General features: G+C 68.1%; 25 protein-coding genes. 13 read left to right on the forward strand and 12 right to left on the reverse strand.

Features of this window, described 5'->3' with window-relative positions; genetic code table 11:
- Positions 1-71 precede the first annotated feature (71 nt).
- Positions 72-1592 (reverse strand): SulP family inorganic anion transporter, encoded by a 1521-nt coding sequence (locus AC1DKN_RS01085; RefSeq protein ID WP_476870226.1) that lies wholly within the window; start codon positions 1590-1592, stop codon positions 72-74.
- A gap of 251 nt (positions 1593-1843) precedes the next feature.
- On the opposite strand from AC1DKN_RS01085, the gene AC1DKN_RS01090 reads away from it, so the two are divergent.
- The gene (locus AC1DKN_RS01090) at positions 1844-2920 is read left to right on the forward strand and encodes a bile acid:sodium symporter family protein (RefSeq protein ID WP_476859537.1); all 1077 of its coding nucleotides are present in this window, start codon (positions 1844-1846) and stop codon (positions 2918-2920) included.
- Positions 2921-2925: 5 nt separating this feature from the next.
- Here AC1DKN_RS01090 and AC1DKN_RS01095 read toward each other — a convergent pair whose 3' ends face one another.
- The 3 genes from AC1DKN_RS01095 to AC1DKN_RS01105 all read right to left on the reverse strand — a co-directional run bounded on the left by AC1DKN_RS01095 (position 2926) and on the right by AC1DKN_RS01105 (position 6206).
- The gene (locus tag AC1DKN_RS01095) at positions 2926-3501 is read right to left on the reverse strand and encodes a LacI family DNA-binding transcriptional regulator (RefSeq protein WP_476870227.1); all 576 of its coding nucleotides are present in this window, start codon (positions 3499-3501) and stop codon (positions 2926-2928) included.
- Positions 3502-3582: 81 nt separating this feature from the next.
- On the reverse strand, positions 3583-4203 hold the full coding sequence (locus tag AC1DKN_RS01100) for a GNAT family N-acetyltransferase (protein WP_476870228.1): 621 nt from the start codon (positions 4201-4203) through the stop codon (positions 3583-3585).
- Complete coding sequence (locus AC1DKN_RS01105; protein WP_476870229.1) at positions 4200-6206, reverse strand: FAD/NAD(P)-binding protein; 2007 nt, start codon at positions 6204-6206, stop codon at positions 4200-4202. The genes AC1DKN_RS01100 and AC1DKN_RS01105 overlap by 4 nt, the downstream gene beginning before the upstream one ends.
- Before the next feature lie 241 nt (positions 6207-6447).
- Here AC1DKN_RS01105 and AC1DKN_RS01110 point away from each other — a divergent pair, with 241 nt between their 5' ends.
- The 7 genes from AC1DKN_RS01110 to AC1DKN_RS01140 are packed head-to-tail and all read left to right on the forward strand — an operon-like array spanning position 6448 to position 14101.
- On the forward strand, positions 6448-7545 hold the full coding sequence (locus tag AC1DKN_RS01110) for an amino acid ABC transporter permease (RefSeq protein WP_476870230.1): 1098 nt from the start codon (positions 6448-6450) through the stop codon (positions 7543-7545).
- The gene (locus tag AC1DKN_RS01115) at positions 7542-8402 is read left to right on the forward strand and encodes an amino acid ABC transporter ATP-binding protein (protein ID WP_476849947.1); all 861 of its coding nucleotides are present in this window, start codon (positions 7542-7544) and stop codon (positions 8400-8402) included. Before AC1DKN_RS01110 ends, AC1DKN_RS01115 begins: the two co-directional genes overlap by 4 nt.
- An 8-nt stretch (positions 8403-8410) precedes the next feature.
- A complete protein-coding gene (locus tag AC1DKN_RS01120) occupies positions 8411-9460 on the forward strand; it encodes an ABC transporter substrate-binding protein (protein WP_476870231.1) in 1050 nt (349 codons plus the stop codon).
- The gene (locus tag AC1DKN_RS01125) at positions 9457-10617 is read left to right on the forward strand and encodes an LLM class flavin-dependent oxidoreductase (protein WP_476870232.1); all 1161 of its coding nucleotides are present in this window, start codon (positions 9457-9459) and stop codon (positions 10615-10617) included. Before AC1DKN_RS01120 ends, AC1DKN_RS01125 begins: the two co-directional genes overlap by 4 nt.
- The gene (locus tag AC1DKN_RS01130; RefSeq protein WP_476870233.1) at positions 10601-11488 is read left to right on the forward strand and encodes a DUF1684 domain-containing protein; all 888 of its coding nucleotides are present in this window, start codon (positions 10601-10603) and stop codon (positions 11486-11488) included. Before AC1DKN_RS01125 ends, AC1DKN_RS01130 begins: the two co-directional genes overlap by 17 nt.
- Complete coding sequence (locus AC1DKN_RS01135) at positions 11485-12645, forward strand: LLM class flavin-dependent oxidoreductase (RefSeq protein ID WP_476870234.1); 1161 nt, start codon at positions 11485-11487, stop codon at positions 12643-12645. The genes AC1DKN_RS01130 and AC1DKN_RS01135 overlap by 4 nt, the downstream gene beginning before the upstream one ends.
- A 10-nt stretch (positions 12646-12655) precedes the next feature.
- Positions 12656-14101 (forward strand): NtaA/DmoA family FMN-dependent monooxygenase, encoded by a 1446-nt coding sequence (locus tag AC1DKN_RS01140; RefSeq protein WP_476870235.1) that lies wholly within the window; start codon positions 12656-12658, stop codon positions 14099-14101.
- A gap of 170 nt (positions 14102-14271) precedes the next feature.
- On the opposite strand, the gene AC1DKN_RS01145 is transcribed toward AC1DKN_RS01140, so the two are convergent.
- Positions 14272-15255: an ABC transporter substrate-binding protein gene (locus AC1DKN_RS01145; RefSeq protein WP_476870236.1), complete on the reverse strand. Its 984-nt coding sequence runs from the start codon at positions 15253-15255 to the stop codon at positions 14272-14274.
- Between the two features lie 283 nt (positions 15256-15538).
- Between AC1DKN_RS01145 and AC1DKN_RS01150 the strand changes: the two genes are divergently transcribed.
- Together AC1DKN_RS01150 and AC1DKN_RS01155 are read left to right on the forward strand one after the other, a co-directional pair.
- The gene (locus tag AC1DKN_RS01150) at positions 15539-16078 is read left to right on the forward strand and encodes an SRPBCC family protein (protein WP_476849954.1); all 540 of its coding nucleotides are present in this window, start codon (positions 15539-15541) and stop codon (positions 16076-16078) included.
- On the forward strand, positions 16079-16681 hold the full coding sequence (locus AC1DKN_RS01155) for a DUF6919 domain-containing protein (RefSeq protein ID WP_223914749.1): 603 nt from the start codon (positions 16079-16081) through the stop codon (positions 16679-16681).
- Between the two features lie 51 nt (positions 16682-16732).
- On the opposite strand, the gene AC1DKN_RS01160 is transcribed toward AC1DKN_RS01155, so the two are convergent.
- A complete protein-coding gene (locus AC1DKN_RS01160) occupies positions 16733-17062 on the reverse strand; it encodes an antibiotic biosynthesis monooxygenase family protein (RefSeq protein ID WP_028275943.1) in 330 nt (109 codons plus the stop codon).
- Between the two features lie 228 nt (positions 17063-17290).
- On the opposite strand from AC1DKN_RS01160, the gene AC1DKN_RS01165 reads away from it, so the two are divergent.
- Positions 17291-17611: a GYD domain-containing protein gene (locus AC1DKN_RS01165; RefSeq protein ID WP_028275942.1), complete on the forward strand. Its 321-nt coding sequence runs from the start codon at positions 17291-17293 to the stop codon at positions 17609-17611.
- A gap of 63 nt (positions 17612-17674) precedes the next feature.
- Here the strand turns inward: AC1DKN_RS01165 and AC1DKN_RS01170 are convergent, their stop codons facing one another.
- Positions 17675-18082, reverse strand: a complete 408-nt coding sequence (locus AC1DKN_RS01170; protein ID WP_476856078.1) for a (R)-mandelonitrile lyase — start codon at positions 18080-18082, stop codon at positions 17675-17677.
- Positions 18083-18169: 87 nt separating this feature from the next.
- On the reverse strand, positions 18170-19213 hold the full coding sequence (locus AC1DKN_RS01175; RefSeq protein ID WP_476849958.1) for an NAD(P)-dependent alcohol dehydrogenase: 1044 nt from the start codon (positions 19211-19213) through the stop codon (positions 18170-18172).
- A gap of 144 nt (positions 19214-19357) precedes the next feature.
- Here AC1DKN_RS01175 and AC1DKN_RS01180 point away from each other — a divergent pair, with 144 nt between their 5' ends.
- Entirely contained in the window at positions 19358-20251 is an 894-nt protein-coding gene (locus tag AC1DKN_RS01180; protein WP_476849959.1) for a helix-turn-helix transcriptional regulator, read from the forward strand.
- A gap of 19 nt (positions 20252-20270) precedes the next feature.
- Here AC1DKN_RS01180 and AC1DKN_RS01185 read toward each other — a convergent pair whose 3' ends face one another.
- Positions 20271-20687 carry a DUF7793 family protein gene (locus tag AC1DKN_RS01185; protein ID WP_476849960.1) on the reverse strand — a complete coding sequence of 139 codons (417 nt, stop codon included), beginning with the start codon at positions 20685-20687 and terminating at the stop codon, positions 20271-20273.
- A 256-nt stretch (positions 20688-20943) separates the two neighbouring features.
- Here AC1DKN_RS01185 and AC1DKN_RS01190 point away from each other — a divergent pair, with 256 nt between their 5' ends.
- Positions 20944-21786, forward strand: a complete 843-nt coding sequence (locus tag AC1DKN_RS01190) for an alpha/beta hydrolase (protein WP_476849961.1) — start codon at positions 20944-20946, stop codon at positions 21784-21786.
- Positions 21787-21997: 211 nt separating this feature from the next.
- On the opposite strand, the gene AC1DKN_RS01195 is transcribed toward AC1DKN_RS01190, so the two are convergent.
- Genes AC1DKN_RS01195 through AC1DKN_RS01205 form a run of 3 tightly spaced genes read right to left on the reverse strand, consistent with a single transcriptional unit; the run spans position 21998 to position 24830 of the window.
- Entirely contained in the window at positions 21998-23119 is a 1122-nt protein-coding gene (locus tag AC1DKN_RS01195) for an ABC transporter ATP-binding protein (RefSeq protein WP_476870237.1), read from the reverse strand.
- Between the two features lie 9 nt (positions 23120-23128).
- Positions 23129-23956, reverse strand: coding sequence for an ABC transporter permease (locus AC1DKN_RS01200; RefSeq protein ID WP_476870238.1), 828 nt, complete (start codon positions 23954-23956; stop codon positions 23129-23131).
- Positions 23943-24830 (reverse strand): ABC transporter permease, encoded by an 888-nt coding sequence (locus AC1DKN_RS01205; protein ID WP_476856077.1) that lies wholly within the window; start codon positions 24828-24830, stop codon positions 23943-23945. Before AC1DKN_RS01205 ends, AC1DKN_RS01200 begins: the two co-directional genes overlap by 14 nt.

A 24830-nucleotide genomic window follows, 5' to 3' on the forward strand; every position in this document is an offset into this window, starting at 1 on the left:
GGCCGCACCAAGGCAAACAAAAAGACCCAAACGTGTGACCTAATACCGGCCCGACCGGTCGCGCCGCCCCGTCAGTTCCCCGCGCCGAGCTTGCCGGCCAGGCGTTCGCGCATCAGGGCGCTGGCCTGGTTCAGGCCCACGACGTCGACGCTCTTGCCGTGCTGCCGGTACTTCTCCGTGATGGCATCCAAAGCGGCGATCGTGGAGGTGTCCCACAGGTGGGAGTCGCGCATGTCGATGACGACGCGTTCGGGGTCCAGTGCGTACTCGAACTGTGTGTAGAGGTCATTCGCGGAGGCGAAGAACAGCTCGCCGTCCACACGATACGTGGCCCGGCCGCCGTCGTGTTCCGTCACGGTGCGCTCGACTGTGACGAAGTGGGCCACCCGCCTGGCGAACAGGACCATCGCGACGAGTACGCCCACGCCGACGCCGATTGCCAGGTTGTGCGTGGCAACGGTGACCACCACCGTCGCCGCCATGACGGCGGTTTCGCTCTTGGGCAGGGCCTTGAGGGTGGCGGGCCGGATGCTGTGCCAGTCAAAGGTGGCAACTGATACGAAAATCATGACGGCCACGAGCGCGGCCATCGGGATGAGGGACACAATGTCTCCGAGTGCCACCACGAGGATGAGCAGGAAGACGCCGGCCAGAAGGGTGGAGATCCGGGTCCGGGCGCCGGAGGCTTTGACGTTGATCATGGTCTGGCCGATCATTGCGCAACCGCCCATGCCGCCGAAAATGCCGGTGACAATGTTCGCGACGCCCTGCCCCCAGGCCTCGCGGGTCTTGGCTGAACGCGTGTCCGTGATGTCATCCACGAGCTTCGCGGTCATGAGGGATTCAAGCAGGCCCACGAAGGCCATGGCCAGCGCGAACGGGAAGATGACCTGCAACGTTTCGAACGTGTTCGGCACGTTGGGCAGTGACAAAGAGGGCAGCGAGTCCGGCAGTGCACCCTTGTCCCCCACAGTGGGAACGACGACGGCGGCCGTCACCGTGATGAGCGTCAGGGCCACAATGGCCACGAGGGGTGCGGGGACGGCTTTGGTGAGCCTGGGCAGGCCGAAGACGATCAGCAGGCCCAGCGCGGTGAGCGGGTAGACCAGCCAGGGCACTCCGATCAGCTCGGGCACCTGCGACAGAAAGATCAGGATGGCCAGGGCGTTCACAAACCCCACCATGACCGGGCGGGGGATGAACCGCATCAGTTTCGCCACGCCGGAGAGGCCCAGCACGATCTGGAAAATGCCGGCCAGAATCACCGCCGCCACAAGGTAATCCAGTCCGTGGGACTTCACCAGTGGGGCGATCACCAGGGCGACGGCGCCGGTGGCCGCAGAAATCATCGCCGGACGGCCGCCGACGAAGGCGATGGTCACTGCCATCGTGAAGGACGCGAACAGCCCGATCCTCGGGTCCACGCCGGCGATGATCGAGAAGGCGATCGCCTCAGGAATCAGCGCCAGTGCCACCACGAGGCCGCCCAAAACCTCTGTCTTGAGCCGTCGCGGGGACGTCAAGGCGCCTCGGACCGATTGCAGTTGCGCGGGCGTGGCGGCCGGGGCCTGCGCGTCGATACTGGTGGCCATCGCTGGCTCCGTTCGTGGTCAAGGAGGCCGAACGGCCTCCAGATGTCAAAGAATGTGCAGAAATCAGGGAAGGTGGGGCGCTGCGTCGCGCCGGGGTGGGGAGTTCGCCTTTTCGGGCTCACCCACGCAATGAACCCTACCCGTCGGATTCCCGCCCGCACGGCCGCACGGCGGCATAAAAATCTGACATATTTGTCCGACGGGTGGTCACGAAGTGGCCACCCCGTGGACGCCGGTGGCACCATTCTTGGATGCTTGAGGCAACTAAAACTTCGAATACCGCCCGGGACGCGGGCACTGCCGCCGACGTCCCGGCCAATCCCGCCCTCGCCGCCGAGGCAAAGATTGCCCGCATCGCGGTGACGGTCTTCCCGGTCCTTGTGGTGGTGGCCGGACTCGCCGGCTTCCTGCTCCCCGGCGCGTTCAAACCCCTCGCCCCCAGCGTGCCCTTCCTGCTGGGCATCATCATGTTCTGCATGGGCCTGACGCTGACGCCGCCCGATTTCGCGTCGGTGGCCAAGCGGCCCTGGGCCGTGGCCCTGGGAATTGTGGCGCACTACGTCATCATGCCGGGGGCCGGCTGGCTGATCGCCGTCGGCCTCCACCTCGAGCCGGAGCTTGCGGTGGGCCTGATCCTGGTGGGCTGCGCGCCGTCGGGCACCGCCTCCAACGTGATGGCGTTCCTCGCCAAGGGCGACGTCGCCCTGTCCGTGGCCGTCGCCTCCGTGTCCACCCTGATCGCGCCGATCGTGACGCCGCTGCTGGTGCTGTTCCTGGCCGGCTCGTACCTGAACATCGACGCCGGGGGCATGGTCCAGGACATCGTCAAGACCGTCCTCCTGCCGGTCATCGCCGGACTGCTGGCCCGCCTCTTCCTCAAGAAGCTCGTGGCCAAGGTCCTGCCCGCGCTGCCGTGGGCCTCGGCCGTCGTGATTTCCCTGATCGTCGCGATTGTCGTGGCCGGCAGCGCCAGCAAGATCGTCGCCGCGGGCGGCATCGTGTTCCTCGCCGTGGTGCTGCACAACGGCTTCGGCCTGGGTCTGGGCTACCTGGCCGGCAAGCTGGGGCGCCTGGATGACAAGGCGCGCAGGGCCCTCGCCTTCGAGGTCGGGATGCAGAATTCCGGCCTGGCTGCCACCCTCGCCACCGCGCACTTCGGCGCGCTGGCGGCGCTGCCGTCTGCGGTCTTCTCCCTGTGGCACAACGTCTCCGGCGCGATCGTGGCCGCGTGGCTGGCCCGGCGTCCCCTCCGGGAGGCCGCAACCCCGGAAGCCGCACCGGAGGCCGCAACCCAGAACACGGCACCGGAGGCCGCGCTGAAAGCCTAAGGTTCCTAACCCCGCAACTGTGCCAGCAGCAGAATGACGGCGCGCCCGGCCAGGATCTCGGGGGTGTCCGTGCCGGCGGGGACTACCTCGTGTCCGCCCTGGACAGCAAGGCTGCCGGGCCCGGCGTCGTCCGTGATGAACACGTGGGGCGTGCCGCGGCCAGCGGGCTCTGCCATGGCGCCGGAATCGTCGTCCGTCTTCGGCGCGCTGGTGTGGATCACGCCGTCGGCTCCGCCGGAGAGCATGAACTGCCGCCAGTTCCCGCCCAGCAGGATGACCGGCTGGTAGCCGTGCTCCGGCAGGATCCTGGCCAGCACCGTGGCGATGGCCCTGTCCCGGGGCTGCTCGAGGTCCGGGACGGCCACGGCCACCAGCTCCGTCCGGCCCCGGCGCATTCCCCGGGCGGCACTGTTGGCCACATAGCCAAGTTCGCGGACCGCGGCGTGCACCCGGTCCTGGGTGGCTTCGCTGATCCGGGTGGTACCGCCGGAGCGGCCGGAGAGCACATAGGAGACGGTGGTCAGGGAGACCCCGGCCGTCTGCGCGACATCGCGGATGGTGGGCTTGGATCCAGGCCGCACTGATGACTCCCGGCTGTTTCTCCGCCGGGTCCGCGGCGGCTCGTGAAAACGTTGTTTTAGGGCAGACCCCCTGTGTGAACTCTAGCCCGAAGCGCCGGTTCCCGGCCCACACCGACCAAGCAGCGCGGCGGGGTTCGCGGCGGGGTTTGCGGCGGGCAGGTCCTTGGTGAATGCCAGCGGCCCGATGGTTTCCGGGTCGGCGGAGAGATCGAACTGTGCCTCGTAACCGGTGCTCAGGTAGAGGTGTTTCGCCTCCGGCTGGCGCGGGCCGGTTGTCAGGTAGACCTTCCGGTAGCCGCGACGGCCGGCCAGCGCCTCCAGCTCGGCAAGGACAAACCGGGCCAGTCCGCGGCGGCGGTGCGCTGAATGCGTCCAGATCCGCTTGAACTCGGCGGTCTGCGGGCCGTGCCGGCGGAACGCGCCGCCGGCCACGGATTCGCCGTTCTCGCGCACAATCAGCAGGGCCCCGCCCGGCGCGGCGAATTCCTCGGCCGGGTAACGGTTGAGTTCCTCCGCGGCGGCCCCGCGGCCAAAGAGGCTGCCGTAGCGGGTGTCGTATTCGAGCGCGAGCTCGTCCAGGAGCGGACGGACCCTGGGATCGCTCATGGGGAGATTGAGGACCGTCAGCGCGGCGGTGTCCACGGGCGGGGTGTCCACGGGCGGGGTGTCCACGGGCGGGGTGTGTAGTGGGGACGGGGTCATGACGGGTCCTTTCCGCCGGCGGCGGCCTGCGGCACCGCCCGGCCGGCGTCCGTTTGATCGTTGTTCGCCAGGCCGCTGTCGGCCGGGCCGTTGTTGGGGTACGCCAGCAGGTTCAGGACTCGCCGGGCCAGGGCATCGTTTTCGCGAAACGGCGCGGCGTTGGTGCCGGGCCGGGCGAAGGCGCCGGCGCCCCAGCCGGAAGTACCGGGCCCGACGCCGAACAGCCGCTCGCGCCGCTCCCCCACCGGACTGATGAGCTCGTTGTGGGCGGACACCAGGAGCCGTCCGGTCGCGTGCGTGCCGTCGGCAGTGAGGAGCTGCTGTTCGGTGCCGAGCCCGGAGGCGTGCAGCTGGCGCAGCAGCGGGTTCGCGGAGCGGGCCACCGACGGCGCCGGGAGCCGGGCCTCGATCAGGGCCGGCGCTGACACGCTGATCCCGGACTGGGCCGAGCGGGCGACGAACCGGCCCGCGTACTCCGCGGCCTCGATCTCCAGTCCCGGGCCAATGAACTGCAGCAGCCCGGCCCGGCGGATCGCCAGCATCTCCCGCAGCCTGCGCGGCGGCGGCCCGGAATCGACGAAGCTGAAGAAGCCGTGCCACCAGCCCTGGACCTCCCGCTGCGACCGCGCGTTCAGCCGCTCGGACGGCACCAGCCGGCCCAGGTCCATGTAGGACTTCAGCAAGGAAGTGAACAGGGCCAGGGTTTCCGAATGGTCCGGCCCGGTGCGCAGCTCAAGGTCGCGGCCAATGTACGCTGCCACCGCCGACTGGAAGTCTGCGTGGCCGGCGAAAACGCGGCCGGCGAAGGGATGGTCCAGCCGTTCGAGGTCCAGATGGAGCCCTGCGTCCGGGACGGACCCGGCGACGAGCCGCCGGCGCTCCTGGCTGTACCAGTCCGCAGCGGCGAACCGTTCGGCGAATTCCCGCCAGCCGATCCGGACCCGTTCCGGGTAGCCGGTGAACAGCTCGCGGTAGTACGCGTAACCGGCGTCCTTGGCGATCAGGGGCCACAGCTGGGCGCGGAAGTCCAGCTCGCCGGGCGCACCCAGCAGCGCCGTGACGGCGTCGGCCGTGAAGAACGCCGGCTCGCCCGCTGCGTCGCCGCGCAGGGCGGACGTGATCTTGGAGTGGTAGGGCACGCCGCGGCGGGAGCCGGCCCACAGCCGCGGCTCGGCACCGGAGGGCACGTAGCGCAGGCCGCCGCCTGGCAGCTCCTCGAACCTGCCGCCGCGGCCCTCCATGAGCAGGACCAGCAGGTCCACGAAGGCCAGGCCCATGCCGGAGACAATCACGTCCTGGCCGGCGGCGAGGGGTGAGTAGTCGACGTCGGTGGTGTAGCTGGGCGCCGCGTGGAACGCGCCGTGCCGGGCGGCAAAACCGGCCCACGCCGCAGACTCCTCATTGGGCAGCGAATCCGTGTGCCCCAGCGAGGCGATCACGACGTCGGCGTGCAGTACCGCGCCGCCGGCCAGCCGGACGCGGTAGCGTTCCGGACCCTGGTCGGCTTCATGCTGCACCGGCTCGACGGCGGACGCCGTGTCCCGGTGCACGGTGACGGTGGTGTCCGGTCCGAGGGCGGCGACGGAGCGGCGGAAGAACCATTCCAGGTAGACACTCTGCAGCTGCCGGGTGGGGAAGCTGGCACCGGTGAGGGCGGCCAGCTGGCGCCGGAGTTCCGCCGGCAGCTCCGGAACATCCGCGATGGACCCGTCCAGGACCCCGGCGGCCCACTTTGCCAGGCCGGGGCCGTCGACCGCGGGTCCCTCGCATTGGACGGAGGCATCCGTGAACATCGTGACGTCCGCCGCCGCGGAGTTGAGCATCAGCCCGGGATGCTGCTCGTAACGCCAGATCCTGCCGGCACCCGGGGTGTGCGGCTCCACGACGTGGATCTGCAGGGCGCCGTCGAGCAGCTCCGGCCGGTTGGCGGCGAGGCGTTCCAGCAGCCCGGCCGCGCGCGGGCCGCCGCCGATGAGGACCACGGATGGGGCATTCACTGGCATGACGGTCTCCTGGCTCGGGTGCGGAGCCCTCATGCTAGGCACCCGAAATGGAGCCGGTCGAGGCGCCGGTCACGGCCGTTCACCCCGCGTAACGCGGCGTAAATCGAGGCAAGAATTCGTCGTGTGACGCCGTGCGAACCTGCGTGAACGTATGCAACCTGCCGCCTTGCCGCGCGTTTTCGCACGGCCCTAGATTGGCAGCCAACTACCCCCACAGCAACTGGAAGAAGCGAGGTGGCGCATGAGTTCAACAGCAACCCCGGTGGCACAGTCCGCCCCGGAGCCGGCGTCCGCCGGCATCGAATCCGCACCCGAGACCGCGGAGGTCCGGCCCGCAGGACCCGTACCCGCCGGCGAGACCGCACCGGCCGGAACAGTCGGCCCCGGTTCAGTGGGCCGCAAGGCCGCAACCGACTACGCCGACTACCGGCTGGTCCCGGCCCGCCACCCGTGGCGCTGGGTGGGCACCGCCGTCGTCGCCGTGGGCGTGGCCGGCATTGCCTGGTCGCTGGCCACCAACCCGCGCTGGGAGTGGGGCGTGGTGGCGCAGTGGTTCACCGCGCAGTCGATCGTGAACGGCCTGCTGGAGACCCTGAAACTGACGGCGATCTCCGGGGCGCTCGGCTTCATCCTGGGGTTCATCCTGGCGCTGATGCGGCTGTCCGCGTCGCCCCTGCTGGTCTCCGTCTCCTGGACGTTCTCCTGGATTTTCCGCTCCACGCCGCTGCTGGTGCAGATGCTGCTCTGGTACAACCTGGGCTACCTCTACGAGAAAATCAGCCTGGGGCTCCCCTTCACGGACGTGCGCTTCTTTGAGGCGCAGACCACCACCCTGATCAGCCAGTTCGCCGCGGCAGTCCTCGGCCTGACCCTGAACCAGGCCGCCTACTCCGCCGAGATCATCCGCGGCGGCATCCTGTCCGTGGACCAGGGCCAGCTCGAGGCCGCAACCGCCCTGGGCATCCCGGCCTGGCGGCGTTCCACCAGGATCGTCCTGCCCCAGGCCATGCGGGCCATCCTGCCCACCGCCTTCAACGAGGTGATCGGCCTCGTCAAGGGCACCTCGATCGTCTACGTCCTGGCCTATTCCGAGCTGTTCTACACCGTCCAGGTCATTTACAACCGCACCCAGCAGGTCCTGCCGCTGCTGCTCGTGGCCACGCTCTGGTACATCGTCATCACCTCGGTCCTGAGCGTCTTCCAGTACTACATCGAGCGGCACTACTCCAAGGGCGCGGTCCGCACGCTGCCCCTGACCCCGCTGCAGAAGGCCCGCAAATTCCTCGCCATCCATACGCCCGCCGCCCGGGAATCGAACCAGGAAAGGGGCACCCGATGAGCACCGCACTCCGTACGACCACCCAGACCCCGTCCGCGGCCGCTGCCACGGACGCCGTAACCACCCGCGGCCTCGTCGAGATCACGAAGGTCCGCAAGTCCTTCGGCGCCGCGGAAGTCCTCAAGGGCATCACGCTGACGGTCGAGCCCGGGGGTGTCGCCGTGATCGTCGGACCGTCCGGATCCGGCAAATCCACCCTCCTGCGCACCATCAACCACCTCGAAAAGGTCGACGCCGGGTTCATCGCGATCGACGGCACGCTGGTGGGCTACGAGGTCCGCGGGCGCCGGCTCCACGAGTTGCGCGAAAAGGACATCCTGAAGCAGCGCACCGAGATCGGCATGGTGTTCCAGAACTTCAACCTCTTCCCGCACCTGACCGCGCTGGAAAACGTCACCGAGGCACCGATCGTCGCGCCGCGGGCCGGAAAACCCCGGCTCTCCAAGGCCGAGGCCCGCGACCGCGGGCTGGAACTGCTGGACCGCGTGGGCCTGAAGGACCGTGCCGGCGCCTACCCGCGCCAGCTGTCCGGCGGCCAGCAGCAGCGCGTCGCGATCGCCCGGGCGCTTGCCCTGGACCCGAAGATCCTGCTCTTCGACGAGCCCACGTCGGCTCTGGACCCGGAACTGGTCAACGAGGTCCTGGACGTCATCCGCGGGCTGGCCAAGTCCGGCACCACGCTGATCATCGTCACGCATGAGATGGGCTTCGCCCGCGACGTCGCCGACACGGTGGTGTTCATGGACCAGGGCCAGATCGTCGAGCAAGGCACACCCCAGGAAATTTTCACCAACCCGCGCGAAGTTCGCACCCGGAGCTTCTTCTCCAAAGTCATCGAACCCGCTTTCAACATCTAAGGAACCCCATGGCAATGAGCTCCGCCCTCCGCACCACCCGCGCGAGTACTGGTCCCCGGCGGACGCGTGCGGCGCTTCCCGCCGTCGTCCTCATCGGCACCCTGTCCGGCACCGTGGCCCTGAGTGGCTGCGCGGATCCCGGCGCGTCTGCCGCATCCGGCGGGCAGCCGGCGACGACGGCGGCGCGCAACGGCGTCGTCTACAACACCTCGCCGGACCAGCAGCGGATCCGGGCCGAGAAGGACGCATCCCTGGCCGCGAAGGTCCCCGCGCTGATCGGCAAGGACGGCAAGCTGACCGTCGCGACGACGGCGGGCGCGATTCCGCTGTCCTTCCACGCCACGGACGACAAGACCCCGATCGGCGTGGAGGTGGACCTGGCCCAGCTGGTCGCGGACAAGCTGGGCCTGGACCTGGACGTCCAGGTGACCTCCTGGGAGAACTGGCCGTTGAAGACCCAGTCCGGCGACTTCGAGGCCGTGTTCTCCAATGTGGGCATCAATGCCGCCCGCGTGAAGCTCTTCGACTTCTCCAGCTACCGCGCCGCGTACATGGGCTTCGAGGCGAAGAAGAGCTCCGGTTACAACATCAAGGGCTCGGACGACATCTCCGGGCTGAAGATCTCGGTGGGCTCGGGCACCAACCAGGAGAAGATCCTGATCGCCTGGAACAAGGAGCTCGAGGCCAAGGGCAAGGCGCCCGCGGTGCTGCAGTACTACTCCTCCGACGCCGACACCATCCTGGCGCTGTCCTCCGGCCGCACCGACCTGAACCTCGCGCCCTACCCGTCCGTCACGTACCGGGAAAACACCCGCGACGACCTCAAGGTGGTGGGCAAGGTCAACGCCGGCTGGCCGTCCGAGACCCTGGTCGCGGCCACCACGCTCAAGGGCAACGGCCTGGCCCCGGCCATCACGGACGCCCTGAACTCCGCCATCAAGGACGGCTCCTACGCCAAGGTCCTGGACCGCTGGGGACTCTCCGAGGAAGCCCTTCCCGAGTCCACGACCGTCACTGAGGCCAACTTCGGGACAGCCCAGACAGGGAAAACACAGTGAGGTTCCAGGTCCTCGACATCATCCCGCACCTGAAGAACCCGGTCACCGGGGAGATCGTCTCCACCGCGGACCGGCTCAACCAGGTGGTGGAGACCGCGCGCCGGGCGGAGGGCCTCGGCTACGACAGCTTCTCCGTCGGGGAACGCCACGCGGGTGAGTTCATCTCCTCCTCCCCCACCACCGTGCTCGCCGCCATCGCCGCCGTCACCACCAGGATCCGGCTGCAAAGCGGCGTGACGGTGCTGTCCGTGCTGGACCCGGTGCGGGTCGCCGAGGACTACGCCACGATCGACCAGCTCAGCCGCGGCCGGCTGGAACTGGTGATCGGCAAGGGCAATGAGGTGCTGCAGTACCCGCTGTTCGGCCTGGACCTGGCGGACCAGTGGGAGCTCCTCGCGGAGAAATATGCCCTGCTCCGCCAGCTGTGGACCGAGGAAAACGTCACGTGGTCCGGGAGGTTCCGCGCCGCGCTGACGGAGCCCACCACCACGACGCCGCGGCCCTTCGCAGGGGCGCCGCGGGTCTGGCACGGCTCCGCCACCAGTCTGGCCTCGGCGGCGCTGGCGGCGCAGTGGGGCGATCCGCTGTTCACGGCCAACGCGATCCAGCCGCGGGAAAACTACAAGGTGCTCATTGACCACTACCGCGAGGAATACGCACGCCACGGCCACGATCCCCGGCACCAGTACCTGGGCTCCGGATCGGGCGCGGGCGGGGTGTTCATCGCGGACACCACGCAGGAGGCCAAGCGGCAATTCGGCCCGGTCTACGAGGCCCTCACGACCGGCCGGAACGTTCCCGGCAACAACTCCCCCTACCGGGACATCGACCACGCCGTCGCCGACGGTCCGGCCCTGGTGGGCAGCGCGGAGCAGGTGATCGACAAGATCCTCAGCTACCACGCGCTCTACGGCCACGACCTGCAGTCCATCTCGCTGCCCACCACACTGCCCTTCGCCCAGCAGCTGGAAATCCTCGAGCGCTTCGCCCTCGAAATCATTCCGGCCGTCCGCGCCGCCGCGCCCACCACGCTCTGGGCCGACGGCGACCCGCACGCCGGCCGGCCTGCATTCGCCGGCACTACTGAGACCGACGCCGCCGCCCGCGTCACGGCCGACCACACCCACCACAGGAGCTCTCATGTCCACGCCCACTGACACCGACGGCAGTCCTGACATTCGTCCCGACCGCCGTCCCGACAATGAATTCCAAGCCGCCTGGGCGGACTGGCATGCCGCGCACGAACGCCACCGCGCCGACCCCCACGGCTTCCTCGCCGTTACGCACCTGCATTGGCTCGATGCCGCGCCCGCCCGGCTGGACGGCGCGCCGGGCACCTGGAGCGTCGAGGACGGCGCAGTCCGCCTGGCTTTGGGGGCCGGCGAACGCGTCCTTCGCGACGGGCGGGAACTGAACGCCGACGGGACCGGAGCCACAGTGTTCCTCGGCCCCATCCCCGAGCGCGACGGCCTGAATCTGCGGGTGGAGGATGCCGGCGCCGGCCATACCGTGATCGAGCTCGCCAAACGCGGCGGCCGCTATGTCGTGCGGCCGCGGCATCCCCTGAACCCCCTGCTCACCGGCTACCGCGGGACGCCCGCCTACGCCCCCACCCCTGAATATGCCATTTCAGGAATATTCGTCCCGTTCGCCGAACCACGGCCCACCACCGTGGGCGCGGCGGTCGAAGGAATCCACCACGACTACGAGGCCCCGGGGGAAATCCACTTCCGGCTCCGCGGCAAGGACCTGAGCCTCACCGCATTCAACGGCCACACTCCGGGCACGCTGTCTGTCCTTTTCACGGACGCGACCTCGGGCAAAAGCACCTACGCGGCCAACCGCTCGCTCACCGTGGCGGCTCCGGGCGCCCACGGCACGGTCTGGCTCGACTTCAACCGGGCGGTGAACCTGCCGTGCGCCTACACAGACCTCGCCACGTGCCCGCTGCCGCCGGCCGAGAAGCGCCTGCCGGTGGGCATCGAGGCCGGCGAACAGATCCCCTACGAACGACAGGACGCATCATGAGCACCCATCCCGCCCAGGACGGGCCCCGCGGACTCGGCCTGCTCCTGCTGGAGCTCGACGGCGCCGGCAGCCACCCGGCCGCGTGGCGGGTTTCCCGCACAGCACCCGCGTCCGTGCTGGGCCCGGAACACCTCCGCGGCGCCGTGCTCGCCGCCGAGTCCGCCGGATTCCACGCGGCGACGTTTTCCGACCCCGGCCTGCCGGACCCCGGGCACCCGGACGCCGCGGCGCGGCTCAACGCCCTGCAGCGCGCCGCGTTCGCCGGCCCCGTGACCCGCTCCCTCGCCCTGATCCCGGAAGTGGACACCGCCTACACCGAGCCGTTCCACATCTCTACCCAGCTCGCCAGCCTCGACTACGTCTCCGGCGGACGGGCCGGCTGGCTGGTAGCCGCTTCATCAAGCGCGGCCGATGCCGCCGCCGTCGGACGCGACACCCTGCGCGGGGACCGGCTCTCCCGCGAGGCCGCCGATGCGATCGAGGTCAGCCGCAGGCTCTGGGACTCTTGGGAGGACAACTCCGTGATCCGCGACGTCCCCACCGGGCGCTACCTCGACGTCGACAAGCTGCACTACATCGACGTCGAAAACGGCAACTATTCCGTCAAGGGTCCGTCGATCATTCCGCGGCCGCCCCAGGGCCAGCTGCCCGTCCTGGCCCCGGCCGGGCTCCTCGCCCCGGAGGCCGTCGCGGCCGGGGCAGCCGACGCGCTCCTGGTCTCGGCCCCGACGCCCGGACTCCTGGCCGCCGAGCTCGCGGCGACGCGCGCAGGACTCGCCGCCGGCGGCAACGGTCCTGCGCTGATCGCCGAGCTCGACGTCGTGCTGGACTCCCGCGGCCAGGCCGCCGCCCAGCGGCTGGCCGGGCTGAACGGCCACACCCCGTGGCAGAGCCCGCGCGCACAGTTCATCGGCTCGGCGGCCGGGCTTACCGATCTGCTCACCGAGGTGCTGGCCTGGGCCGAAGGGGTCCGCCTGCACCCCGCCGTGCTGGACACGGATCTTGAGGAACTGACGCGGCTGGTGCTGCCCGAACTGCGCCGGCGCGGGGTCCTCGCCCCCACCAGCCCGGACGCCACATTCCGCGATCAGCTGGGGCTGGCGCGGCCAGCCAGCCGCTACGCCGCTGCATCCAGCGCCCCCGGCGCGGAAAACTAAGGAGCCCACCATGAGCCACAGCACCCACCCCGCCGCTGAATTCACCGCGTCCGGGTTCATCCCCTCTGGTCAGCTCCAGCTGGGCGTGTTCTTCCAGGGCGTCAACTCCGGAACCGTCTGGAAGGCGGCCGAGTCCGGCTCCCAGACCGACTTCGAATCGTTCCGGCGCATCGCCCAAACCGCCGAGCGCGGCCTGTTCGCGGCGTTCTTCCTCGGCGAAGGCCTGCGGCTGCGCGAGCATCTTGGCCGCCCGCACGCGCTCGACGTCGCCGGCCGTCCCGACGCGCAGACCGCCCTCGCCGCCTTGGCCGCGGTGACCACCAACATCGGGCTGGTCGCAACCCAGAACACCACGTACAACGACCCCGCAGACCTGGCGCACCGGCTCTCCACGCTGGACCTGCTGTCCGGCGGCCGCGCCGCCTGGAACATCGTCACCACGGACAACGCCTGGACCGGCGCCAACTTCCGCCGCGGCGGCTACCTGGACCACGCCGACCGGTACACCCACGCCGAGGCCTTCGTGGAAACCGCCAAGCGGATCTGGGACGCGTGGGACGACGGCGCCGTCGCGGGCTCAGCCTCCGCCGAGCGGTGGTCGGCGGAGGGCGCGGTCCGGCGGGTGCGCCACACCGGCCGGCACTACACCGTCGACGTCACCCCGCGGCTGCCGCGCAGCGCCCAGTACCGGCCGGTGCTGTTTCAGGCCGGGGATTCGCCCGCGGGCAGGGACTTCGCCGCCCGGCAGGCGGACGTCATCTTTTCCGCGCACCCGCAGCTGGATGACGCCCTGGAGTTCCGCCGCGACATCGTGGAGCGCACCCTCCGGGCCGGCCGCGGCGCCCAAGACGTGAAGATCATGCCTGCCAGCGAGTTCATCCTCGCCGCCACGCCGCGGGAGGCCCTCGAAAAGAAGGCCTGGGTCCGCAGTCTGCAGATCGGCCCGCAGCAGGCCATCGCGTACCTCGAACAGTTCTGGGGCCGGGAGCTGCAGGGCTACGATCCCGACGGCCCGCTGCCGGACATCGACCCCGTGGTCGAAGAAACCTCCGAAACGCGCGGCAGCGGATTCCACGGCGCCAAGGCACGCCAGTTGGCCGACCAGTGGCGGGCCGAGGCCACGGAGAAGGGCCTGTCCATCCGCCAATTCGTCTCGGCCAAGACCAGCCGGGGCGACTCCACCTTCACCGGCTCGTACACCGAGGTCGCGGACCGGCTCAGCGAGTATGCCCGGACCGGTGCCGTCGACGGCTTCAACATCTCGCCGTGGCTGATCCCGTCCGGCCTCGACGACATCGTCAACCACCTCGTGCCGGAACTGCAGGAGCGCGGCGTGTACCCCACGGAGTACGCGGGCAGCACGCTGCGGGAGAACATCGGCCTGGCCGTGCCGGTGCGCACAGGTGCCAGCGTCGAGGCCGGCATCGATTCAGGTTCGGTCACGGCACAGGCCTAGACGATCTCCGCTGGGTCACCACGCAGGCACAACGAATCCCCGCCGGAGACGTTCCCGGCGGGGATTCGTTGGCTTTCGGCACCGTTCAGACAACCAACGCGGGGTCACATCGCGCCCATAATCCTCTCCGGGATGGGCGCGATGTGACCCCGCGTTGGATTTAGGGCGGGCTACTTCTTCGGCAAGCCCGCCGGATTCAGCTCCGACTTCGCGACGGCTTCCGCGGACAACCCCCAGCGGTCCAGGATCTTGGCGTAGCTTCCGTCCTGGATCAGATGGTTCAGTCCGGCCTGGGCCGCTGCGGCAAACCCGTTGTCCTTCTTGGTGGTGACGGCGATGCTGGCCTTCAGCGGCCAGCCGCCGTCGACCAGGCCGACGAGCTTTGTCTTGGCGTCGGAGGCCGCCTTGTAGGCCGCCGTGGCGTTGGGGCCGAACGTGAGGTCCGCCCGTCCGGACTGGATGGCGAGCTGGGAGGCGGAGTCGTCGTCGTAATACTGGAACTCCACGGGCTTGAGGCCGTTTTTCTTGTTCTCCTCATCCCAGCGCAGCAGGATTGCCTCCTGGTTGGTGCCGGAACCGACGATCACGCGCTTGCCGGCGACGTCCGGGGCCGATTCGACCTTGGTGACGCTGCTGTCCGCCTTGGCGTAGAAGCCGAGCTTGTCCTCACGGTAGCTGGCGAAGTCGAACTTGAGCTTGCGCTCCTCCGTGACGGTGACATTGGAGAGCACAGCCTCGTACTTGCCGGAATCGACGCCGAGCGGCCAGTCGGCCCAGGCCGTCGGGACAATGTCTGCCTCCAGGCCCAGGGACTCGGCCAGAGCGACGGCGATATCCACCTCGTTGCCCACCGGGGTCTTGTTGTCGGTGGCGTAAACGGCCAGCGGCGCCGCAAACGGGCTCACCGCCACGGTCAGCTTCCCGTCCTTCTTAATGGCTTCCGGGACGAGCGCGGCGGCCGCGGCATCCACCGTGGCCTTGACGCGGTCCTGCTGCGGCGAGAGGTTGAACTGCTTCACCCCGGTGGACGACGACGCCGCTGCCGACGGGCCGCCGGCAGCGGCGGCGCCGGGATCGGAGCAGGCCGCCAGACCCAGGACAGTGGTGGCCGCCAACGCGACCGCGGCGCCTGATTTAAGCGAAAGACTGGACATGTTCTCCCCTTGAGAGTGGACTGAAATGGTGCTGGTGCCAGCAACTATCCGGGGCCCGGGAGAGCCGGTCAAAGCGCCGTGAAACCGGGTGAAACCAAGGGATACAGGCGTTAATACCCGTTCATCCGGCGTCCGCGGACGCTGCCTGCGGACGCCCTGTGTTACCGAAGATTGCCCTGCGTGACGCGACGGGACGGAATTGTTCACGGCAGGCCGCAACTGGCCTAGCCTGCATAGAAGACCTGCAAGGTGACAGCACGACACAGGAGGGGTGAACTTGTCAGTGAGCACGCACCAGCAAACGCACCGGACCACGCACCGGCTCGGCATCAACGCCCCGGCGGACCTTGTCTTCAGCATGCTGCGCGACGCCTCACACTGGCCCTACCTCGAGGGCCTGACGGTGTACTCGGAGCGCGTCAGCGGCGACGACGCCGGCCACGAGCTGCGCACGTCCGTGGTGTCCAACGGCTCACTCAGTTCAAGCCACTGCTGGCGCGTCTTTGACACCGCCAGCCACCGCGCCCAGTTCCACCAGCTGGACCTCGAGCCCCCGTTCCGGGAGCTCGGCGGCGACTGGGCGATCCTGCCGGCGGACGGGCTCTCCGTGGTCACGCTGAACCATGAGTTCGAGGTCGACGACGAGCACCTCACCGAGCGGATCCGTGCGATCATCGAGGACTACAGCCGGCGTGAACTGGAGGCGTTGCGGATCAGCTGCGAACGGTTGTCCGTCCTCCTGCAGCACCACGCCCCGCAGACGCACCCCACCCCACATCTCACGGCGCAGTCCACCCCGCACCCCACAGCACAGGAGGCCTAAATGTCAGAGGCCAGGTTCACGACGGAACGGGACAGCTTCGGCCGGCTTCTCGCGGACCGCGAAGTCTGGCGGCAGGCCTCCACGATCCCGGCGGCCGGCGAACTGACCGCCCGTTGGCTGGAGGGCAACAGCCAATACCAGCCGGGAGTCTTCGCGCCCGGGTTCGACGAGGAGACCGCGGCCATCGCCGGAGAGCTCGCCCGGCTGAACCGCAACGGGCTCTTCACCAAGGAATCGCAGCCGGGCGTTCAGGCCGGGGGCCTCGCGCAGCGCGCCTACGTGACGGCCTTCTGCGGCCCGGAGGCGGCGACGGCACTCCTGGCCCTGTCCGCACGGACCGGCCTGGTGACGGTCGTCCACGACCCCGGCGAGGCGAGCAGCGTCTCCATCCCGGTGACCGTACAGGACGACGACGTCGCGACCTTGCTCGGCAGCAGCGAGGGGCCCGTTGGGGAGGACCAGCTCAGGGACTGGGCAGCCGAGACCAATGAGACCTTGGCCCTGGTCCTGGCGGATGCCTGGTACGTGGAAATCTTCGACCCCGTCTGGGGCCGGAACGATGTCCTGTTGGCCGCCGTACTCGAGGCGCTGCAGGCCGCTTAGCCGGCGGGAACGCGCGCCGCGCTGCCGGCGGCGACCCGGTTCCCGGTAAATTCACATATCGGTCGCATCCCACCCGATGCTCGCGGCCTCGTCCAGGGTGCGCGCCTCGAAATGCTCCAGCATGTCCTTCATTGCCTCGAGGCCCTGCTTGAACAGGGCAGAATCCCGCCACTGTTCAATCTGTTCCAGGGACTCCCACGGGCCGGTGCTGATGAATCTGTTCTTGACGTCGCGATCGTGCATCAGCACGGCTTTGGCGTTGGGAAAGTCTTCCTTCGTCTTCCTGGCCAGATCCCGCCAGGCCTGCACAAAATCGTTCTCGCGGCCGGGATGCACCAGCCAGATTCCGAGCGTATAAACAGACACGTCGATCGCCTCCATTGTCCGTACGGGTTGATACGCCGATTATGTTCCTGTCCTCCGGCCGGCGGTAGTGCCGGACCGCCCGGAGCCCGGTTGTGGCCGCAAATGAACCGTTGTAAGGGTGAAGTGGAAGGCCTAGCATGTGGGCAGACCCCCACTCTGGGGCCAGCCTCGGACCTTCCATCGTTGGGAGCGGGCACACGTTCGGATGCCGATGTCCCGGGCGAACACAGGATAGGAAAAACGATGAGCAAATATCTGTTCGAAGCGAACTACGTCGGCGACGGAATCAAGGGACTCATGCGTGAGGGCGGCACCAAACGGCGTGATGCCGTTGTCGAAGCCCTCAAATCGGTGGACGGCTCGCTGGAAAGCTTCTACTACGCTTTCGGGGAGACCGACGTTGTCGGAGTCTTCGATATCCCCGACCAGGCCGACGCCGTCGCCCTGTCACTGATGATCAATTCCACCGGCGCCGTGAACCTGCACATGAAACCGCTCATGTCAGCAGAGGATCTCGACGCGGCAGCCAAGAAGACGCCGTCGTACCGGGCCCCCGGGCAATAGCCCACACGGTGCCCGGCGTGCCGGATGTTTTAGCGCAGCCGCGCTAACTGCCTGGCGGTCGTGCTACTTGGCACCGTTGTATTCCTCGTCGGTCACGAGGTCACCCCACTCGGACTCCGCGCCCTCTGCTGGCGCTTCCCACATCGCGAGGTGGGTCATGAAATGGTCCGGCGCGGCCCCGTGCCAGTGCCATTCGCCCGGCGGCGTGTAGATCGTGTCGCCGGGGCGGATTTCGGTCACTTCGCCGCCGCGGGCCTGGACCAGGCCGACACCTTCGGTGACGTGCAGGGTCTGTCCGACGGCGTGCGAGTGCCAGGCCGTGCGGGCGCACGGGGCAAAGTGCACCGCGTTGACGCGCATGCGGGACGGTTCGGGCTGCGGGGCCGCGACGACGTCAAACCAGACGTCGCCGGTGAACATCTGCGCCGGTCCCTTGACGCTTGGCTTCCTGGCTTGGATTTCCACTGTCATTTCCTCACAGGGTGTTTTTGTCGGGTGGCGGGCGCGACCGGAGGCCGCGTCCGCCCACTCCCGGGGTTCTTCGTGCGCTGCTGCGTCCTAGTTCAGGGTCGCGGTGTCGATCACGAAGCGGTAGCGGACGTCGGAGGCCAGGACGCGCTCGTAGGCGTCGTTGATCTTCGCGGCCGGGATGACCTCGATTTCGGCGCCCAGGCCGTGCTCGGCGCAGAAGTTGAGCATTTCCTGGGTTTCCCGGATGCCGCCGATCATCGAGCCGGCGAAGGAACGGCGGCCCATGATCAGGGCGAACGCGTTCACCGGGAGCGGTTCCGCGGGGGCGCCGACGTTGACCAGTGCGCCGTCGAGGGTCAGCAGCTGCAGGTAGGAGCTGATGTCGATCGCGGCACTGACCGTGTTGATGATCAGGTCAAAAGTGCCGGCAAGGTCCGTGAAAGTGTTCTCGTCGCTCGTGGCGTAGTAATGGTCCGCGCCCAGCTTCAGCCCGTCTTCCTGCTTCTTCAGCGACTGCGACAGGACCGTGACCTCGGCGCCCATGGCGTGGGCGATCTTGACCGCCATGTGGCCGAGTCCGCCGAGTCCGACGATCGCGACCTTCTTGCCGGGACCCGCGCCCCAGTGGTTCAGCGGCGAGTAGGTGGTGATGCCGGCGCACAGCAGCGGCGCGGCGACGTCGAGCTCGATGCCCTCGGGAATGGTGACCACGAAATCTTCGGTCACAACGACGTGGGTGGAGTAGCCGCCCTGGGTGATGGTGCCGTCACGGTCGACGGCGCCATAGGTGCCGGTGTTCCCGGCGAGGCAGTATTGCTCCTCGCCGGCCTGGCAGTTGACGCACTCGCCGCAGGAGTTGACCATGCAGCCGACGCCGACCCGGTCACCGACGGCGTGCTTGGTCACGGCCGTGCCCACCTCGGTGACAATGCCGGCAATTTCATGGCCGGGAACCAGCGGATAGGTCTGCGGGCCCCAGTCGCCGCGGACAGTGTGGATATCGGAATGGCAGATCCCGGCGTACTTGATCTCGATCAGGACATCGTGCGGTCCAACGTCGCGGCGCTCGATGGTGGTGAGGGCGAGCGGCTCGGTCGCGGACGGTGATGCGTAAGCGTTGACGGTAGGCAATGAATCTCCTGCTTGTTGATCGTTGGGGGTTGTTCAACGGAACACCATCCATCAAACCCGGTAACGCAGCCGTGAGGGAGTCCCTGCTGATAGGGGTACTGGCAGGGCCTCCCTCAGAGAGCCCAAAGGCCTAACGTTGATGGCATGGATAATCGAGAGGCGACCCGCGAGTTCCTTGCCTCGCGCCGGGCCAAGATCACCCCCGAAGAGTCGGGATTGCCGATCTACGGCGCGAAACGCCGGGTCCCCGGACTCCGCCGCGGGGAAGTCGCCATGCTGGCCGGCGTCAGCGTCGAGTACTACACGAGGCTGGAGCGGGGAAACCTGTCCGGCGTTTCGGAGGGGGTGCTGGACGCTGTGGCCAGGGCCCTGCAACTCGACGACGCCGAACGGGCCCACCTCTTCGATCTGGCCCGGGCAGCGGCCCCGGGCAGCCGGACCCGCCGTCGTCCCCGTCCCGCGGAGTCCGTCCGGCGCAGCGTTCAGCTGACGCTGAACGCCATCGCCAACGCGCCCGCCTTTGTGCGGAACGGACGCATGGACATCCTTGCGGCCAACCCGCTGGGCCATGCCCTGTATTCGGACATGTACGCGGGTCCGGCCCGCCCGGCCAACCATGCCCGGTTCATCTTCCTGGACGCACGATCGCGCAGCTTCTACCCGGACTGGGGCCGTGCGGCGAGCGACACCGTCGCGATCCTGCGCACCGAGGCCGGCCGGGACCCCTACGACCGCGGGCTGACCGACCTGGTCGGGGAACTATCGACGCGGAGCGAGGAATTCCGCACCTTGTGGGCGGCGCATAACGTGCGCCAGCACTACACCGGGCTCAAGCACTTGCACCACCCGGTGGTCGGGGATCTCCACCTGATGTACGAGGCAATGGACGTCTCCGCCGACGCCGGGCTGTCCCTGCTGGTCTACAACGCCGAGCCCGGCTCCGCGTCGGAAGATGCGCTGCGGCTGCTGGCCAGCTGGGCCGCGACCAACCAGCAAGTCAAGGAGGCCGGGGCGGCTTTTACGGTGGACAAGGCCTAACCGGGGCAGGCCGGCACTGTCACGCCAGGGCGGATATGCCGTCCGTGTATCCACCGGACTGGCCGCTGGAGGTGAAGTTGTTCAGCCAGGCCATGGCCTCGTCCCGGGACGTGAAGAATTCGTGGGGGTAGCGGGTGTGCCGGCTCATGGCCGCCGCGATCACACGATCCACTGTGCTCGATCCAAGCACGGCAATCGCCAGAACCCCTGTTGTCTGCGCGAACTCGTACCTGGCGGCCGCGCTGATCTCCACGTCCGTCATTTCGGAGAGCATCGGCATCGGTATTCCGCCGCTGATCTGCGCTACGGCCAGCATCGCGTCCCTGGCATCGTCGACATCAACAAACGTGCCCGGCTGCCAGACGGATGTGATGATGCCCGCACTGATGCTCAGCACGTTCTTTCCGTCAGCAGCTGCTATATGTCCTGGCATCATCGAGACCATTGTAGGGCCGGTCCTGACAAGCCACGGGTTTGGGGCCCGGTGCGCGTGGCGGACCGCAAACCATGGCTGCACTCCGCGTCGCTGACCGGCAAGGCGTACCCCGGGTGCCACGTGGCCCGCAGCCCGTGCCGGTATTCAGCAAAGGCATTGCCTTCGCCATGCCCCGCAGGCATACTCGTGCCTGCGGGAGGACGTCCCCGCGTCCCCCACCGACGACCCGCGATGCACACGCGAACGGATGAGCGCCATGGCTGATATGACGAACCTCGAGCAACAGCAGGTGGACCGGGCGAACGCTTCCGGCCTCAAACCCGTCGTCTTCGTCCACGGACTGTGGCTCCTGTCCAGCAGTTGGGACCGGTGGCGGGCCCTGTATGAGGAGAACGGCTACACCACGCTCGCCCCCACGTGGCCCGATGATCCCGAAAGCGTCGATGAGGCCAGACGCGACCCGGAGGTCTTTGCCAAGAAGATGGTCAGGCAAGTCACGGACCACTACCTCGACGCGATTGGCCAGCTCACCATCAAGCCCGCTGTCGTGGGGCATTCCTTCGGCGGACTCATCGCCCAGAGGATCGCCGGAACCGGAGCCGCCGCAGTCACGGTGGCGATCGATCCCGCACCGTTCCGGGGAGTCCTGCCGCTGCCGGCCTCCGCCTTAAAGTCAGCAGCGCCTGTGATCGCGAATCCTGCCAACGCAAAGCGTGCAGTGTCTTTGACTTTTGACGAATTCCGTTTCGGCTGGGCCAATGCCCTGGACGAGGACGAAGCCCGTCAATTGTTTGACACCTTTCATGTCGCGGCCTCTGGCGTGCCTCTGTTCCAGGCTGCAACCGCAAACCTCAACCCGTTCACCGAGGCCAAGGTCGACACGAAGAATCCGGATCGGGGGCCGTTGCTGATCATCTCCGGGGAGAAAGACCACACAGTGCCGTGGGCCATCGCCAATGCGTCCTACAAGCGTCAAAAAAGAAATTCGGCGCACACGGCAATCAAGGAGCTGCCGGACCGCGGCCACTCTCTCACGATCGATCACGGCTGGCCTGAAGTCGCCCAAACCGCCCTGGACTTCATCAAAGAGTTCGGCTGAGTACTGCCGGCCAGAGTTAACGTGTCCGGCCGAGGGCATGCCCCCTGCCGGCGCTCAGCAGTGGACATGTCCCCCCCTCAGGAATGGACACGTCCCCCGGCGCGGCTCAGGGATGGACATAGTGGGCATATGTCCATCCCCGGGCGCCCGAGGAGGGCATGTCCCGCGGAGGGGATGCCGGAAGCTGCCCGGCCGTCACAGCATCCCGCGGTCAGGACTCCAGGACCAGCAGCTGGGCCTTGTCCGCGTCCCAGCCCACCCACAGCTCCTCATCCGGCCGGATCCCGGCGACACTGTCGGAGCTCAGCTCACGGAGCTGGAGGTCGTGGCCGCCGGCCGTGAGGCGGTGGCGGACCGTGGCGCCAAGATTCGTGGAGGACACCAGGGTCGCGGCGCATCCGTTGCCCGCCGCGGCCCGTGTCCTGAATTTGAGGTGCTCCGGGCGGATGGAGACGGCGTAGTTCTCACCGCTTGCCCCGCGGTCCCGGACCTTTGCCATCCCCAGCCCGCCGAGGTCCACCACGGCTTCCTCGCCGTTGCGCTCCACGATGGTGCACGGGATGAGGTTGGTGTCGCCCAGGAAGCTGGCCACCCAGTCGGTCATGGGGTGGTTGTACACCTCCTCCGGCGGGCCGGACTGCACGATCTGCCCGTCCCGCATCACCACGATCCGGTCCGACATGGCCATGGCCTCGTCCTGGTCGTGTGTCACGAACAGCACGGAGATGCCCAGGCCCTTCTGCAGGGTCTTGATCTCCTCCTGCATCTGCTCGCGAAGGCGCTTGTCCAGGGCTGCCATCGGCTCATCCAGCAGCAGGGCCGCCGGGTTGAAGACCAGTGCCCGGGCCAGCGCCACCCGCTGCTGCTGTCCGCCGGAGAGCTGGCGCGGCTTGCGCCCGCCCATCTTGCCCAGTCCCACACGGTCGAGAGCTTCCTCGGCGCGCTGGCGGCGTTCCGCGCGCGGCACCTTCCTCATGCGCAGCGCAAACTCCACGTTTTCCAGCGCGCTCATGTGCGGGAACAGGGCGTAGTTCTGAAACACGATACCGAGATTGCGGTCCCGGGGCGGCAGCATGTCCACGGGTTTGCCGTCAATGAGGATGGCTCCGGCGGTGTGTTCTTCAAACCCCGCCACCATCATCATGGTGGTCGTCTTGCCGGAGCCGCTTGGGCCCAGGAGGGTCACGAACTCCCCCGGCTGGACTGTCAGGTCCAGTTCGTCCACGGCAACGACGTCGCCGTAGTGCTTGCTGACCTGGCGGAGCTCAATGGCGCCCTGGGCGGCCCTGCCCGTGCCGGGAATGGGCCCCGCGGAAATCACTGATGCGGTCATCGACTTTCCTTACGTTTGTGCGGACACGGCCAGCGGCAGCATCCGGGTTGAAGAGCGGCGCTTGAGGACAAACAAGACCTGGAGCAGCAGCCCGATGGTGGCGACGCTGACCAGCAGGGCGGAGGACACCGCGATCTTCGGGGTCAGGTTGAACTGGATATCCGTGAACATCTTCACCGGCAACGTGGTGGCCCCCGGGGACTGCATGAACAGGGACATCACCGTCTCATCGATGGAGACCGAGAACGCGAAGAGCGCCCCGGAGATCAGGCCGGGCAGGATGATGGGCAGATACACGTGCCGCAGGACGGAGAGCGGTCCGGCCCCGAGGCTCTGCGCCGACCGGACCAGGGCCGGGTTGAGCCCGGCGAGGCTGGCGCGGGTGGTCAGGTACGCATAGGGGGTCGCGATCACGGCGTGCGCAAGGCCGATGGGGACGATGCTGCCCACCATGCCGATCGAGATGAAGAACTGGTAGAACGCCAGCGCCAGCACCACGGTCGGCACGATCATCGGCGCGAGGATCAGACTCACCACGGCGGGCTGGCCGGGAAACTTGCGCCCGTGCAGGCCGATCGCCGCGGTGGCGCCCAGCAGCACGCCGATCACGACGGCGATCGCCGCCGACTGCAGGCTGGCCGTCAGGGCGGAGGTCCAGGCCCGGTCGGCGAAGAATCCGGCCACGGCGGCGAAGGAGATTCCCTCCGGCGGGAAGGTGATGTAGCGGCTGTCGTTCAGCGCGACCGGCACCACAATCGCCGTCGGAATGACGAGGAACAGGAAGGCCGGGATGGAAAGAAGCGCCAGCAGCCGGTGCTGTGGATTAGTTGTCTTCATGTTGGCCTCCTGCCTTGAGGACGCGCTGGTAGACGGCCACGAGGATGCTGACCATGACCGTCAGGATGACGGCCAGCGCAGCGGCCCCGGAGAAGTCCGTGAGCTGTCGGGCGTAGTAGTCGATCTGGTTGGCGATCATCATGTCGCCGGGCCCGCCCATCACCACCGGGGTGATGAAGAAGCCTGTGCTGATGATGAAGACCAGCAGCCCGGCCGCGGAAATGCCGGGCATGCTCAGCGGCAGCGTGATCCTGCGGAAGACGGATCCTTCCCGCGCGCCAAGGGAGCGGGCCGCGAGTCCGAGCCGGTCATCGATCGATGTCAGCGAGGAGAAGATCGGGAACACCGCGTACGGCAGGAGGCAGTGCACCATGCCGACGATCACGGCGAACCGGTTGTGCAGCAACGGGATCGGCGCACCGGTCAGCCCGATTCCCTGCAGGAATGCGTTCACAATGCCGTTGTCCTGGAGCAGGACCGCCCAGGCGAAGTTCTTCACCAGGATGCCGGTCCAGAACGGCAGGAGTACGACGGCGAACAGGATCACCCGGGTGACGTTGCCGGCCCGCCACAGGACCATGGCGATGATGTAGCCCAGCACCACGGTGACAATGGTGCTGGCCAGGCTGATGGTCAGGGTGTTGACCAGGGCGCGCATCACTAGCGGGTCCTCGAGGACCCGCTGGTAGGCGTTGTCGGCGAAGCTTGCGCCGACCAGTTTGCCCAGCGGCGTCAGGAACAGCACGACGTCGAAGGCAAGGATCGGAGCCAGCAGCAGCCACCAGCCGCTGCGCCGCCGTCGGGGTGCTGCCTCGGCGGAGGCAGGCGCGCCGCGGCCCCGCGGCCGGGGCCGTTCGAGGGTTGCGTTGCTCAT

Source organism: Arthrobacter sp. 01N444, from assembly GCF_056399305.1.